The organism is Acetobacter fabarum, from assembly GCF_011516925.1.
In the GTDB taxonomy this organism is placed as follows: domain Bacteria; phylum Pseudomonadota; class Alphaproteobacteria; order Acetobacterales; family Acetobacteraceae; genus Acetobacter; species Acetobacter fabarum.
On sequence record NZ_WOTG01000002.1, the window covers coordinates 532071 to 546881 of the forward strand.

Consider the following 14811-nt stretch of genomic DNA (forward strand, 5'->3'; position numbering starts at 1 on the left):
ATGGCTGATAACGAAAAACCGGCACCACGGCGTAGGCGCAAGAGCGATCAGGCAGTTTCGGCCGTGCCCGAACAGTCTGTTCCTGCGGTTGATGCAACTGTCGTGGAAGCCCATACCAAGAATACCCACGTGGCTGTTCTGCCGCTGCGCGATATTGTGGTTTTCCCCCACATGATTGTTCCGCTGTTTGTCGGGCGGGAAAAATCTGTACGGGCTCTGGACTCGGTTACAAAAGACGACCGGCACATTCTGCTGGTAGCCCAGAAAGACGCAGCACAGGACGACCCCACGCCTGACGATATTTATCGGGTTGGCACGCTGTCCACCATTCTGCAGTTGCTCAAGCTGCCCGATGGTACGGTTAAGGTGCTGGTTGAAGGGGTTCGCCGTGTGCGCGTTAAGGCGCTGCATGAGGTGAATGGCCACTTCGAAGCCGATATTGAGGAAATGCCAGCCGAGGCGGCTATTGGGCCGGAAGCCGAGGCTCTGGGCCGCTCCATCGTGTCGCAGTTTGAGCAGTATATGAAGCTCAACAAGAAAATTGCGTCCGAGGTTCTGGTCTCGCTTAACCAGATCAATGATCTGTCCAAGCTTGCAGATACGGTGACGAGTCACCTCTCGCTCAAGATTTCCGAAAAGCAGGAAATTCTGGAGGCCCCCACCGTGCAGGGGCAGCTGGAAAAGGTTTTCGGCCACATTGAAGCAGAAATAGATGTGCTTCAGGTGGAAAAGAAAATCCGCAACCGTGTCAAACGCCAGATGGAAAAGACACAGCGCGAGTACTATCTGAACGAGCAGCTCAAAGCCATTCAGAAAGAACTTGGCGAAGGTGAGGACGGCAAGGACGAAACGGCCGAAATTGAAGAGCGGATCGCCAAGACCAAGCTCTCCAAGGAAGCGCGCGAAAAAGCTCTGAGCGAGCTGAAGAAGCTGCGCGGCATGAGCATGATGTCCGCCGAGTCCGGGGTTGTGCGGAACTACCTCGACTGGATTTTGAGCATTCCGTGGAAAAAGCGGACCAAAGTGCGTCATGATCTGGTTGAAGCAGAGGAGGTTCTGGACGCCGATCATTACGGGCTGGAAAAAGTCAAGGAACGCATTCTGGAGTATCTGGCGGTTCAGAGCCGCTCGCAAAAGCTCAAAGGGCCGATTCTGTGCCTTGTCGGGCCTCCGGGTGTGGGCAAGACCTCCCTCGCACGTTCCATCGCCAAGGCAACGGGGCGGCATTATGTACGCATGTCCCTGGGTGGCGTGCGGGATGAAGCCGAAATTCGTGGGCACCGCCGCACCTATATCGGTTCCATGCCCGGCAAGATCATTCAGGGCATGAAAAAGGCGAAGGTATCCAACCCGCTCTTCCTGCTTGATGAAATTGACAAGCTGGGATCCGACTGGCGGGGTGATCCGGCATCGGCTCTGCTGGAAGTGCTGGACCCTGAGCAGAACGGCACGTTCGCTGACCATTATCTGGAGGTCGATTACGACCTGTCCGATGTCATGTTCGTGACAACGGCCAACAGTCTGGATATGCCCCAGCCGCTGCTGGACCGCATGGAGGTCATTCGCCTCTCCGGTTACACGGAGGATGAAAAGGTCGAGATCGCCAAGCGCCACCTTATTAACAAGCAGATCGAGGCGCATAACCTTAAGCCGGGTGAATGGTCGATCAATGAGGACGCTCTGCGTGACGTTATCCGGTATTACACGCGTGAGGCCGGTGTGCGTAATCTTGAGCGTGAACTGGCCAAGCTTGCCCGTAAGGCGGTGAAGGAGATTGTGACCGGTAAGGCCAAAAAGGTCGCGGTTACGGCGCGTAATCTGGAAAAATACGCAGGCGTTCAGCGCTTCCGCTACGGTGAGACCGAAGCGGAGGACATGGTCGGTGTTGTGACCGGGCTGGCCTGGACCGAAGTGGGCGGGGAAATCCTGACCATTGAGAGCGTTATGGTGCCGGGCAAAGGTGGCATTGTTGAAACCGGCAAGCTGGGCGACGTCATGAAGGAGAGCATCTCTGCTGCGTTCTCTTTTGTGCGGAGTCGGGCGGCCAGTTTTGGAATCGTGCCAACAATCTTCGACAAGCGCAGCTTCCATGTGCATGTGCCTGAAGGTGCGACTCCTAAGGACGGTCCTTCTGCAGGGGTTGCCATGGTGACATCTCTGGTAAGTGTTCTGACCGGTATTCCCGTCTGTCGTGACGTTGCCATGACGGGTGAAATAACGCTCAGGGGGCGTGTTCTGGCGATTGGGGGGCTGAAGGAAAAGCTTCTGGCGGCTGTTCGTTCAGGTATTCGCACGGTGTTTATTCCGCAGGAAAACGAGAAGGATCTGGCGGAAATTCCTGACAGCGTGAAGAAGAATCTGGAAATTGTACCCGTTTCGCATGTGGACGAAGTTTTGGCCCGTGCACTGGTCAGCCAGCCTCAGCCGATTCACTGGGAAGAGGTGCCCGAAACAGTGCCCGCCAACGGTGCACAGGCAGTTGCTTCGGTGCTGCCGCATTAACCAAAATGCATGAGAAGCCCGAAGTTTGCGTTTGCTTGGTTGACGTAGGAAAAAACGGCTTCATAGTGCGTTCAGGCAGCGGAGAGGCGGACGAAACCCGCCCGCCGCTCCTATGAATTGAAAGAAAGTGAAAGGCGTAAGATGGAGAAGCCGCTTAACAAGCAGGAGCTCGTCTCAGCAGTAGCAGAGGCCGTTGACCTGCCGAAGGCTAAGGCCGGAGAAGTGGTCGACGCCGTATTCGGTGCGATTGAAAAAGCTCTGTCCACAAAGCAGGAAGTACGTCTGGTGGGCTTTGGCACGTTTGTGACCGCAACCCGCAAGGCTGCCAAAGGCCGTAACCCCCGTACCGGCGAGGAAATTGATATTCCGGCTTCTACCTCTGTCCGCTTCAAGCCGGGCAAGGCACTGAAGGACGCCGTTAGCAAATAATCCTCCTTCGGATTTTATTTCAGACCGGCCGGCAATTTCTTTGAAAAAAGGGGTTGCCGGCCGTTTTGTTTTATGACACATAGGGCGCGGGCGATTAGCTTAGCGGTAGAGCATCTCGTTTACACCGAGAGGGTCGGCGGTTCGATCCCGTCATCGCCCACCATTCCCAACATTGTGTGTTGTGGAGCAGAATAATTTATTCTGCTAATGGCTTCCTCCTCCGGGCAGGGAGCCTTTTTTTTCGCCAATCCATTTTATTCACAACAAAGTGGCCGCGACCATACGCGTTCGTGCATGGCCGTCTGCATTTTGCGGGTCTAGGGTGACTGCATCAAACGGCTTATTACAAGCCTTTCATGCGTGCGGGAATTTTCCATGCAGTCTGTTCTAGGCGATTATGCCCCGGTTCTGATTTTTGGTTGCGTATCGGTTGTTATCGCGGCCGCAATGCTCGGTATGGCTCTGTTGAGCGGGCACCAAAAACCATATCCTGAGAAGCTCACGGCGTATGAGTGCGGGTTTGGCCCTTTTGATGATGCCCGGCGCCGCTTTGACGTGCGGTTTTACCTGGTGGCCATTCTGTTCATTATTTTCGATCTGGAGGTCGCGTTTCTGTTCCCCTGGGCTATCAGCCTGGGGCGGATCGGGCTGTTCGGCTTTTTGTCCATGCTTGGCTTTTTGGCCGTGCTGGGGATCGGCTTTTTGTATGAATGGCGCAAAGGCGCGCTGGACTGGGATTGAGAGAGGACGCCAGCATGACCACACATCACGACGAAAACGCCATTATGTGGAACAGGGAGGCTCTGCCGCCGGGGCCTGAGCAGGATGCGGTGGTGCGCGGCATTACCGGCGTTCTGGCTGAAAAGGGCTTTGTGGTTGCAAGCCTGGATAAGCTGGTCAACTGGGGGCGCACGGGTAGCCTGTGGCCCATGTCCTTCGGGCTGGCATGCTGCGCGGTGGAGATGATCCACGCGTATATGCCGCGTTATGACCTGGACCGTATGGGTATTATTCCACGCGGGTCGCCCCGTCAGTCTGATGTGATGATTGTGGCAGGGACACTCACCAACAAGATGGCCCCGGTATTGCGCCGCCTGTACGAGCAGATGGCCGAGCCGCGCTGGGTTATTTCCATGGGGTCATGCGCCAATGGTGGGGGGTATTACCATTACTCCTACTCAGTTGTGCGTGGGTGTGACCGCATTGTTCCCGTGGATGTGTATGTGCCGGGCTGCCCGCCAACGGCCGAAGCGCTCATTTACGGCATTATGCTGCTCCAGAAAAAAATTCGGCGGACAGGGACAATTCTCCGTGGCTGATATTTCAGTAAATCCAAGGCAGGCCCGGCTGGAAGGACAGTTGTCCTCTCTGGCATTTACGTTCCTTGCCTCCCAGCCCCATGTGTCTTACGCGGCGGTAGAGAAGGGCGAACTGGTGGTGCACACAACGCGTGAGCATCTGGTGCCGTTCCTTACCCTTTTGCGTGATGACCCGCGTTACAGGTTCGAACAGTTGATGGACCTGTGCGGTGTGGATTTTCCTGCGCGTGCCCAGCGGTTCGAGGTGGTCTATAACCTGCTGTCGGTTACCTATAACCGCCGGATCAGGGTTGTGGTCTGCACGGATGAATACGCGGCAGTGCCATCGGTGCATCATCTCTGGCCATGTGCGACATGGTGGGAGCGTGAGTGCTATGACCTGTTTGGCGTGCTGTTCTCCGGCCAGCCCGACCTGCGCCGTATTCTGACCGATAACGGGTTTGAGGGGCATCCGCTTCGCAAGGACTTCCCACTGACCGGGTATGAAGAGGTCCGTTATGACGCGGAGCGCAGGCAGGTTGTTAAAGAGCCTGTTTCGTTAACGCAGGATTTCCGTGATTTCGATTTTGTTTCTCCGTGGGAAGGTATGCTGACCTTACCGGGAGATGAAAAAGCGCACGAAGTCCGGCAGGGTATGAAGAGGTCCTCCTGATGACAAAACAGGATAACACCGAATCTCTCACGTTTGCGCAGACGATCCTGCGCGAAGATATTCCTCAAAGCCTTTTGCCAGATGAAAAAGCTTTGGAAATTGAGAAGAAGGTTGTCGAAATTGACTCCCATGCTCTCAATTTTGGCCCCCAGCATCCGTCTGCACATGGTGTGTTGCGTCTGGTGCTGGAAATGGAAGGGGAGCTTGTTGCCCGCGCCGTGCCGCATATCGGCCTTTTGCACCGTGGCACGGAAAAGCTGATTGAATACAAGACGTATCAAAAAGCCCTGCCGTATTTTGACCGTCTGGATTACGTCTCCCCCATGTGCGAGGAGCAGGCGTTTGCTCTGGCCACGGAAAAACTGCTGGGTATTGATATTCCAGAACGCGCCAAGTGGCTGCGCGTCATGTTTGCGGAAATTACCCGTATTTTAAACCATATTCTCAATCTGACTGCTATGGGTCTGGACTGCGGTGCGGTAACCCCGGCTTTGTGGGGATATGAAGAGCGCGAGAAACTTCTGGAGTTTTACGAAGCCGCGTCCGGCGCGCGCTTCCATGCCAATTACTTCCGTCCCGGTGGTGTTGCGCGGGATATTTCGGCAAGTCTGGAAGACCGGATTGGGGTGTGGGCCAAGGAATTTCCCGCCTGGATTGATGAGCTGGAAGGCCTGCTGACCGAAAACCGGATATGGAAACAGCGCACGGTTGGTATTGGCGTTTTTACAACCGAGCAGGCTCTGGCCTGGGGGTTTAGTGGTCCGTGCCTGCGTGCATCTGGCGTGCCGTGGGACCTCAGGCGCAACCAGCCTTATGATAACTACCATAAGGTGGATTTTAATGTGCCCGTGACCCGGCAGGGTGATTCGTACGACCGCTATCTGGTGCGCGTTGCCGAGATGCGTGAAAGCGTCAAAATTATCGAGCAATGCCTGAGCCAGATGCAGCCGGGTGACATTAAAATACAGGACCCCAAGTTCAGCCCGCCCCCCAGAGCGGACATGAAGCGCTCCATGGAGGCCCTGATCCATCACTTCAAGCTGTTCAGCGAAGGCTACCATGTGCCTGCAGGCTCCACCTACACGGCGGTGGAAAGCCCCAAAGGGGAGTTTGGGGTCTATCTGGTGGCTGATGGCAGCAACCGGCCGTATCGGTGCAAAATCCGGCCAACGGGTTTTGCGCATCTGCAGGCCATAGATGAACTCTCACGCCGCGGTATGCTGGCTGACATGGTGGCCATTATCGGGTCGCTTGATCTTGTGTTTGGGGAAGTTGATCGATGAGCACAGCCTGGACACCGGCAGAACAGCCGGACAGCTTTGTATTCGATTCTGCATCGGAGGCGGAAATTGCTGGTGTTCTCAGCAAGTATCCGGAGGAGCGCAAGGCAAGCGCTGTTATGCCCCTGCTCTATATTGCGCAGCGGCAGATGGGGCGGGTAACCGGGAGCGCCTGGGTGCCCGTGGTGGCCATGGATGTTATTGCCCAGCGTCTGGGTATGGCGGCCATGCGGGTTTACGAAGTGGCGTCTTTTTACACCATGTTCAACACGCGTCCCATCGGGCGTTACCATTTACAGGTCTGCACCACCACACCGTGCTGGCTGCGTGGTTCTGATGATGTGGTGGAAGCCTGCCAGAAAGCGACAGGCATCCAGCATTTTGGAGAAACCAGTGCAGATGGCCTGTTTACCATGACAGAAGTGGAATGCCTTGGTGCCTGCGCCAACGCGCCAATTCTGCAGGTTGATGATGATTTTTATGAAGATATGAACGCCGAACGCACGGCGCAGGTCATAGCCGAGTTGCGGGCAGGGCGCAGGCCCACGCCCGGCCCCATGATCGACCGTAATGTTTCGGCCCCCGAGGGTGGTCGCAAAACGTTGCTATCATCCTCCACGGCGGATCAGGAATAGGAGAGACGGCCATGCTGGCTGACAAGGACCGGATCTTCACCAATCTTTACGGGCAGAATGACTGGCGGCTGGAGGCAGCCCGCAAGCGGGGTGACTGGGCTAACACGGCAGATATTCTTGCCAAGGGCCGGGACGTCATTATTGCGGAAATGAAGGCCTCTGGCCTGCGTGGCCGCGGTGGGGCGGGTTTTCCTACCGGGTTAAAATGGTCTTTCATGCCCAAGCAGTCCGACGGGCGGCCGCATTATCTGGTTATCAATGGAGATGAATCCGAACCCGGCACCTGCAAGGACCGGGAGGTTATGCGCCATGAGCCGCATAAGCTGATAGAAAGTGCTCTGATCGCATCTTTTGCGATGGGGGCGCATGCGTCCTACATTTACATCCGTGGGGAGTTCTGCCGCGAGGCCGAGCGTCTGCAGGCTGCTATTGATGAAGCCTATGCCGCAGGGCTGCTTGGCAAAAATGCAGCAGGCAGCGGCTGGGATTTTGATTTCCGTATCCACAGAGGGGCAGGTGCCTATATCTGTGGTGAAGAAACCGCCTTGCTGGAAAGTCTGGAAGGTAAAAAAGGCCAGCCCCGCATGAAGCCGCCATTCCCCGCAGGGGTAGGACTTTATGGTTGCCCGACCACAGTCAATAATGTGGAAAGTATTGCGGTTACGTCCACCATCATGCGGCGTGGGGCAGCCTGGTTTGCCGGGCTTGGACGCCCGAATAACGCGGGTTCCAAGCTCATGGCTATTTCCGGCCACGTCAATACACCTTGCGTGTTTGAGGAAGAGCTGGGTGTGCCGCTCAAGGACATCATAGAAAAGCACGGCGGTGGTGTGCGTGGAGGGTGGGATAACCTTCTGGCGGTTATTCCCGGTGGCTGTTCTGTGCCGCTGCTGCCCAAATCGGTCTGTGAAACCGTTCTGATGGATTACGACAGCCTGCGTGCCGAGCGTTCCGGCCTTGGTACGGCCTGCATGATTGTTATGGACAAATCGACCGATATTATAAAAGCCATTGCAAGGTTCTCAAAGTTTTTCAAACACGAGAGTTGTGGTCAGTGCACCCCCTGCCGCGAAGGCACGGGCTGGATGATGCGCATGATGGACCGGATGGTGCAGGGGCGTGCGGATATTGAAGAAATTGATCTGCTTGAACAGGTCACGCGGCAGGTTGAAGGGCATACGATCTGTGCGCTCGGTGATGCCGCAGCATGGCCCATACAGGGGCTGATCCGGCATTTTCGTCCGGAAATGGAGGAACGGATCCGCCAGTACAAAGCCGCATATGGCAGTACCGGGCTGGTGCAGGTTCCCGCCGGTGGCGTTCCGGCAGCAGTGGAGTAACGGCAATGGTCAGGGTAATTGTTGATGGTACGCCAGTAGATGTACCTCCCGGTTCCAGCGCGTTGCAGGCCTGTGAGGCCGCAGGCAAGGAAATCCCGCGGTTCTGCTACCACGAGCGCCTGTCTGTTGCGGGTAACTGCCGTATGTGTCTGGTGGAAGTGGCGCGAGCGCCCAAACCCGTTGCTTCTTGCGGGTTCCCCGTTGCGGATGGCATGCAGATTTTTACGGACACCGAAGTGGTGCGCCGTGCCCGCCGGGCCGTTATGGAATTTCTGCTGATCAACCACCCGCTTGACTGCCCGATCTGTGATCAGGGTGGGGAGTGTGATCTACAGGATCAGGCTTACGGTTATGGCTCTGGTGTTTCGCGCTACAAGGAAGACAAGCGCGCCGTAACGGACAAGGATCTGGGGCCGCTGGTTAAAACGGTTATGACCCGTTGCATCCAGTGCACGCGGTGTGTGCGCTTTAGCACCGAAGTGGCCGGTACCCCCGAACTAGGTCTGGTCTCACGCGGGGAAAATGCCGAAATCACCACATATGTGGAAAAAGCCCTGACCTCCGAACTCTCGGGTAACCTGATTGATGTCTGCCCGGTTGGGGCGCTCACAGCCAAGCCTTCGGCTTTTCATGCCCGCTCATGGGAATACAAGAAGACTGACAGTATTGATGTCATGGATGCGCTGGGCACCAATATTCAGGTGCAGGCCCGTGGCGGAGAAGTCATGCGGATTGTCCCGCGTGTGAATGATGATGTGAACGAAGAATGGCTGTCTGATAAAGGTCGTTTTTCCATCGATGGTCTCAAGCGTAAACGGCTGGACAGGCCTTGGGTGCGGGTTCATGGAAAAATTTCTTCTGTTTCATGGAAAGATGCACTCATAGCCCTTGCGCGCCGGTTTGATGGCGTGCCGGGTGACAGGATTGGCGCCATAGCTGGTGATCTGTGTGATGCGGAAAGCCTGTGTGCCATAAAGGACCTTTTGCAGAGCCTTGGCTCTTCCAATCTGGATTGCAGGCAGGATGGTGCCTGGTACGATACCAGCGCGCGTGCGGGCTACCTGTTTAACAGTGACATCAGTGGGATAGATCAGGCCGATGCATTGTTGCTTGTCGGCACCATGCCCCGGCATGAAGCCCCGGTGCTGAATGCGCGTATTCGCAAACGCTTTGTAGATGCTGGCCGGGGTGGTTTTCCCATTGGCATGATCGGCACGCCCTCGGCGGACATGACATATGACGTGACCGTTCTGGGGAATGGGCCGGATGTGCTGGCGGATATTCTAAGCGGGAAGAATGCGTTTGCCGAAGTTCTGCAAAACGCCAAAAACCCCATGATTATTGTCGGCCACTCTGCCCTGACCCGGCGTGATGCCCCCGCAATCTATGCCGCCTGCCGCGAACTGGCTCATGCCTGTGGTGCTGTAACGCCTGAATGGCAGGGGCTGAACATTCTGCACACGGCGGCGTCCCGCGTTGGGGCGCTGGATCTTGGGTTCCTGCCCGGCCCGCATGGGTGCGATGCGGCCAGCATGCTCCGTGGTGGGGTAGAAATTTTGTGGCTGTTGGGTGCGGATGATGTGCAGCTTGATCGCATCCCGCCGGAAACATTTGTCGTGTATCTGGGCCACCATGGGGACGCCGCCGCACAACGGGCGGATATTATACTCCCCGGCGCAGCCTATACCGAAAAACCGGGCACATATGTGAACACGGCAGGGCGGGTGCAACGTGCTTTCCGCGCCGTGTTCGCTCCGGGGGAAGCGCGGGAAGACTGGCGGATTATTCGGGCTTTTTCCGAAGTGCTGGGCCACACCCTGCCTTACGACACGCTGGAACAGTTGCGGGCGCATATGGCGCAGGTCAACCCGGTTTTTGCCATGAACGGTGGCAGTGTGCAGCGTCTGGCGGGCACAACGGGCGGACAGGCCGCGCCAGCCAGCGGGCAGGCGGGTGAACTTATGCCAGCTCCGTTCCGCCCTGTTATTCAGGATTATTACCAGACCAACGTCATAAGCCGCGCCAGCCAGACCATGGCTGAATGTTCAAAGGTTTATGGCGTGGCGCCTGCGGTTGCAGCGGAGTAAGGGCAATGGCACATTTTTTCTACCAAACCCTTGTGGGCCAGATCCTGCTGATGCTGCTGGAAACACTGGCGGTACTGGTGCCGTTGCTGATTGGTGTTGCCTACCTTACGCTGATGGAGCGCAAGGTTATGGCCGCCATGCAGCGCCGCCGGGGGCCAAACGTGAACGGTGCCTTTGGTCTGTTGCAGGCCTTTGCCGATGCGATCAAGATGATTGTGAAGGAAACGGTTATTCCCGCAGGGGCCAACCGTGTGCTGTTCCTGTTTGCACCTTTCCTGACCTTTTCGCTCGCCATGGCTGCCTGGGCGGTTATTCCGACAGGGAACGGGCTGGCGGTTGCCAACATCAATGTGGGTATCCTTTACCTGCTCGCCATGTCCTCCCTTGGGGTTTACGGCATGCTTATTGCGGGGTGGGCCTCCAATTCGCGCTATGCGTTTCTGGGGGGCTTACGCTCTGCCGCGCAGATGGTTTCTTACGAGGTGTCCATCGGGCTGGTGATTGTGTCTGTCCTGCTGGCGGTGGGGAGCCTGAACCTGAACGATATTGTGCTGGCGCAACGGCATATCTGGTTCTGCGTGCCCATGTTCCCCATGTTTATCGTGTTCTTTATTTCTGCTCTGGCGGAAACCAACCGAGCCCCGTTCGACCTGCCCGAAGGGGAGAGTGAACTGGTTGCGGGCTTTTTTGTGGAATATTCGTCGCTCGCCTTTGGCCTGTTCTTTCTGGGCGAATACGCGAACATGATCCTCATGTCTTCCATGGTCAGTATTCTGTTCCTTGGTGGCTGGCTGCCGCCTCTGGGCATTGCACCGCTGACATGGGTACCCGGTCCGCTCTGGCTGATTTTTAAAATCCTGTTCTGCCTGTTTGTCTTTATCTGGGTACGCGCCACGTTCCCGCGCTATCGCTACGACCAGCTTATGCGGCTGGGGTGGAAGGTGTTCCTGCCTTTCTCGCTGCTGTGGATGATCGGCACGGCCGGGTTCCTTATGGCAACAGGCCTGCTGCCTCACATGGGAGGGGTAAATTCATGAGCGCTCTTGGCACCACATTGCGGTCTTTTCTGCTCAAGGAACTGGCCGCGGGCATGGTCTCCACCTTCCGTATGATGTTCCAGCCCAAAGTCACGCTGAACTACCCGTACGAAAAAGGGCCTCTGTCCCACCGTTTCCGGGGGGAGCATGCCTTGCGGCGCTACCCCAATGGGGAGGAGCGCTGCATTGCCTGCAAACTGTGCGAAGCCACATGCCCGGCAGAGGCCATTACCATTGAAGCCGAACAGCGTGACGATGGCTCCCGCCGGACCACGCGCTACGACATTGACATGACAAAATGCATCTACTGCGGCCTGTGCGAAGAAGCCTGCCCGGTGGATGCGATTGTTGAAGGCCCGAACTATGAGTTCGCCACGGAAACCCGTGAAGAGCTGATGTACGACAAGGGCAAGCTGTTAGCGAATGGGGACCGCTGGGAATCCCTGCTCGCACGGAGGCTGGAACTCGATGCACCGTATCGTTGAGCAGATGCAGACCACGCCAGGGCAGGAGGTTGGCCAATGATGGCACAGCTCGTTTTTTACGTTTTTGCGGCGGTATTGCTGCTTTCGGCCTCCATGGTCATCAGCGCACGCAACCCGGTTCATGCGGTTTTGTTCCTGATCCTCGGCTTTTTTAACGCGGCGGGGCTGTTTCTGGTCGCTGGTGCCGAGTTTCTGGCCATGCTGCTGGTCATTGTTTACGTGGGGGCGGTGGCGGTTCTCTTCCTGTTTGTGGTGATGATGCTGGACATAGATTTCAGCCGCCTACGTGAAGGGTTCCAGCGTTATGCCCCTCTGGGGCTGTGCATTGGGGGTGTGCTGCTGGCCGAACTGGTCATGGCCTTCAGTAACTGGCGCATGGCCCCTGCGGGTGTGGTCGCACCTTTGGCCGTGCAGCCGGGGCTAACCAATACTGCGGCCTTGGGCACGGTTATTTACACGCATTATGTGCTGCTGTTTCAGGCCTGCGGGCTGGTTCTGCTGGTCGCCATGATTGGCGCCATTGTGCTGACCCTGCGTGAGACGGCTACAGGCCGCCGCCAGAATATTGGCCGCCAGCATGCACGCACACGTGAAGAAACGCTGGAGCTTGTTAATCTGCCACTTGGCGAAAACGTGTTTGAGCAGGGAGGTTTCCTGCGGCCCAAAGGCTCCTATTACGAAATTGCGGTTCCCGGCTCCTATGGCGCGGGTGAGCCGGAAAAGACGGAAACTGAGGAGAAAGGCGCATGAATACGGCAATCGCGTCTGTAGGGCTGGGGCCTTACCTGTTTGTCAGTGCGGCCCTTCTGGTTCTGGGGGTGTTCGGGATTTTTCTGAACCGCAAGAACATTATTGTTCTGCTCATGTCCATGGAACTGATCCTGCTTTCCGCAAACCTCAATCTGGTTGCGTTTTCCTCGGCTCATGGGGACCTGTCGGGGCAGGTCATGGTGCTGTTCGTGCTGACCATTGCTGCGGCCGAAGCCGCCATTGGTCTGGCTATTGTTACGGTTTACTTCCGTAACCGCGGCTCCATCCAGGTCGAAGACGTGACGATGATGAAGGGATGAGCAGCGTTATGCAAACAGAACTCACTCTGTTTTCCGTTGCCGTGCTAACGCCTCTGGCGGGGGCGGTTGTGGCGGGCCTTGGTGGCCGCTTTATGGGGGATACTCTCGCCAAGGTTGTAACCATTGCCTGTATGGCGGTTGCTGCCCTGTGTAGTGTGGGTGCGCTGTGTGCGGCATGGCTTGGGGGTTTCCCCCACGCTGCTGTTCCGCTGGCGCAGTGGGTGCATGCCGGGGGCTTTGATGCAACATGGACCTTACGGTTTGACACACTCTCCGTGACCATGACCGCCATGGTGCTTGTGGTGTCGCTGCTCGTGCATTGCTACAGCATTGGCTACATGAGCCATGAGAGCATGCCGACCTACCGGTTTTTCTCCTACCTTTCGCTCTTCACCTTTGCCATGCTCATGCTGGTCTCTTCCAATGACCTGATCCAGCTTTTCTTTGGCTGGGAAGGTGTAGGCTTGGCCAGTTACCTGCTGATTGGCTACTGGTATGACCGCCCGGCCGCTACGGCTGCGGCTATCAAAGCCTTTGTGGTCAACCGTGTGGCGGATCTGTTTTTTATTGTTGGCATTGGCCTGATTTACGTTCTGTTCCACTCGGTGCAGTACGATACCATTTTTGCTGCCGTGCCTGCGGTGCTCAACACCCCTTACACGCTCTGTGGTGTTTCCTTCCGTATGCTGGAAGTCATCTGCTTCCTGCTGTTTGTCGGGGCTATGGGCAAGTCGGCCCAGTTGTTCCTGCACACATGGTTGCCCGACGCCATGGAAGGCCCCACACCTGTTTCCGCCCTTATTCATGCGGCTACCATGGTTACGGCGGGTGTGTTCCTTATGGCGCGTATGTCGCCATTGCTTGAGTTTGCGCCGGGTACACGCACCTTTGTTATTCTGATCGGGGCAACAACCTGCTTTTTTGCCGCAACCGTTGGCATGGTGCAGCCTGACATTAAGCGGACTATTGCCTATTCTACCTGCTCGCAGCTTGGCTACATGTTTGCAGCCGTTGGGGTGGGGGCGTATCAGGCGGCGGTATTCCACCTGACCACACATGCGTTTTTTAAAGCACTGCTGTTCCTTGCCGCTGGTTCGGTCATTCATGCCATGCATGATGAGCAGAACATGTTCCGTATGGGCGGCCTGTGGAAAAAACTGCCCGTGACCTACGTGGTCATGTGGCTGGGCAGTCTGGCGCTGGCCGGGGTTTATCCGTTTGCCGGGTATTGGTCCAAGGATGCCATTCTCAACGCGCTCTGGGCGTCCGATGCCTCTTACAGCCATTACGCATGGGCCATGGGTAGCATTACTGCGTTCCTGACCGCGTTTTATAGCTGGCGGCTCCTGTTTCTGGTCTTTCATGGCAAACCGCATGATGAGCATGCCCGTGATCATGCGCATGAAAGTCCGGCGGTTATGAGCGTGCCGCTGCTGGTGCTGTCCATTGGTGCGGTTGTGGCCGGTGTGACGCTGGCACCGTTCTATATTGGCGCGCATCAGAGTGCGTTCTGGAACGGGGCGATTGTGAACGCGCCTGCCAACCACATTATGGAGGCGTTCGAGCACGTGCCTGCGCTTATTGCGCTGCTCCCCAGCCTTGCAGGGCTTGCGGGTATTGCGCTGGCGTTTGTGCTGTATGTGAGCGCACCGCATGTGCCGGCCACACTGGCCCGGAGCTTTGGGCCGATTTACCGGTTCCTGCTCAACAAATGGTATTTTGACGAACTGTACGACAGGATTTTCGTGCGCCCATATGCCGCACTGGCCCGTGTGCTGTGGAAAGGTGCGGATGAAGGGGTCGTGGAAGGTCTGCCGCTTGATATCGTGCGTGCCACACGGGATGGCGCGTTGCAGGCGGCCCGGCTCCAGAGCGGTTCCATCGCCATTTATGCCTTTACCATGCTGGCAGGACTTGTGGTGCTGCTGACAGTTGCGCTGTGCGGGTGATTTAGCATGACCAACGCCATTCCGAC

14 protein-coding genes and 1 tRNA gene are annotated in these 14811 nt (G+C 56.7%); all 15 read left to right on the top strand.

Annotated features, from left to right (window positions below; genetic code table 11):
* The 15 genes from lon to nuoL all read left to right on the top strand — a co-directional run bounded on the left by lon (position 1) and on the right by nuoL (position 14785).
* On the top strand, positions 1-2502 hold the full coding sequence (lon, locus tag GOB83_RS05455) for an endopeptidase La (protein WP_165925440.1): 2502 nt from the start codon (positions 1-3) through the stop codon (positions 2500-2502).
* Positions 2503-2643: 141 nt separating this feature from the next.
* Positions 2644-2931, top strand: a complete 288-nt coding sequence (locus GOB83_RS05460) for an HU family DNA-binding protein (protein WP_086637932.1) — start codon at positions 2644-2646, stop codon at positions 2929-2931.
* 88 nt (positions 2932-3019) lie between these two features.
* Positions 3020-3094 (top strand) — tRNA-Val (locus GOB83_RS05465).
* Positions 3095-3306: 212 nt separating this feature from the next.
* Positions 3307-3672: an NADH-quinone oxidoreductase subunit A gene (locus GOB83_RS05470; protein WP_059024086.1), complete on the top strand. Its 366-nt coding sequence runs from the start codon at positions 3307-3309 to the stop codon at positions 3670-3672.
* Positions 3673-3686: 14 nt separating this feature from the next.
* Positions 3687-4250 (top strand): NuoB/complex I 20 kDa subunit family protein, encoded by a 564-nt coding sequence (locus GOB83_RS05475; RefSeq protein WP_025826157.1) that lies wholly within the window; start codon positions 3687-3689, stop codon positions 4248-4250.
* Positions 4243-4902: an NADH-quinone oxidoreductase subunit C gene (locus tag GOB83_RS05480; protein ID WP_086645430.1), complete on the top strand. Its 660-nt coding sequence runs from the start codon at positions 4243-4245 to the stop codon at positions 4900-4902. Before GOB83_RS05475 ends, GOB83_RS05480 begins: the two co-directional genes overlap by 8 nt.
* Positions 4902-6185: an NADH-quinone oxidoreductase subunit D gene (locus tag GOB83_RS05485; RefSeq protein ID WP_165925441.1), complete on the top strand. Its 1284-nt coding sequence runs from the start codon at positions 4902-4904 to the stop codon at positions 6183-6185. Before GOB83_RS05480 ends, GOB83_RS05485 begins: the two co-directional genes overlap by 1 nt.
* Positions 6182-6817 carry a complex I 24 kDa subunit family protein gene (locus GOB83_RS05490; RefSeq protein ID WP_086645428.1) on the top strand — a complete coding sequence of 212 codons (636 nt, stop codon included), beginning with the start codon at positions 6182-6184 and terminating at the stop codon, positions 6815-6817. Before GOB83_RS05485 ends, GOB83_RS05490 begins: the two co-directional genes overlap by 4 nt.
* An 11-nt stretch (positions 6818-6828) precedes the next feature.
* Entirely contained in the window at positions 6829-8157 is a 1329-nt protein-coding gene (gene nuoF, locus GOB83_RS05495; RefSeq protein ID WP_165925442.1) for an NADH-quinone oxidoreductase subunit NuoF, read from the top strand.
* Positions 8158-8162: 5 nt separating this feature from the next.
* Positions 8163-10244 carry an NADH-quinone oxidoreductase subunit NuoG gene (gene nuoG, locus GOB83_RS05500; protein WP_165925443.1) on the top strand — a complete coding sequence of 694 codons (2082 nt, stop codon included), beginning with the start codon at positions 8163-8165 and terminating at the stop codon, positions 10242-10244.
* A 5-nt stretch (positions 10245-10249) separates the two neighbouring features.
* On the top strand, positions 10250-11281 hold the full coding sequence (gene nuoH, locus GOB83_RS05505) for an NADH-quinone oxidoreductase subunit NuoH (protein WP_086645425.1): 1032 nt from the start codon (positions 10250-10252) through the stop codon (positions 11279-11281).
* Positions 11278-11766, top strand: a complete 489-nt coding sequence (nuoI, locus tag GOB83_RS05510; RefSeq protein ID WP_095349420.1) for an NADH-quinone oxidoreductase subunit NuoI — start codon at positions 11278-11280, stop codon at positions 11764-11766. The genes nuoH and nuoI overlap by 4 nt, the downstream gene beginning before the upstream one ends.
* A 36-nt stretch (positions 11767-11802) precedes the next feature.
* A complete protein-coding gene (locus GOB83_RS05515) occupies positions 11803-12516 on the top strand; it encodes an NADH-quinone oxidoreductase subunit J (RefSeq protein ID WP_086645423.1) in 714 nt (237 codons plus the stop codon).
* Positions 12513-12836, top strand: coding sequence for an NADH-quinone oxidoreductase subunit NuoK (gene nuoK, locus GOB83_RS05520; protein ID WP_179290120.1), 324 nt, complete (start codon positions 12513-12515; stop codon positions 12834-12836). The genes GOB83_RS05515 and nuoK overlap by 4 nt, the downstream gene beginning before the upstream one ends.
* An 8-nt stretch (positions 12837-12844) precedes the next feature.
* Entirely contained in the window at positions 12845-14785 is a 1941-nt protein-coding gene (gene nuoL, locus GOB83_RS05525) for an NADH-quinone oxidoreductase subunit L (protein ID WP_165925444.1), read from the top strand.
* Positions 14786-14811: the final 26 nt, after the last annotated feature.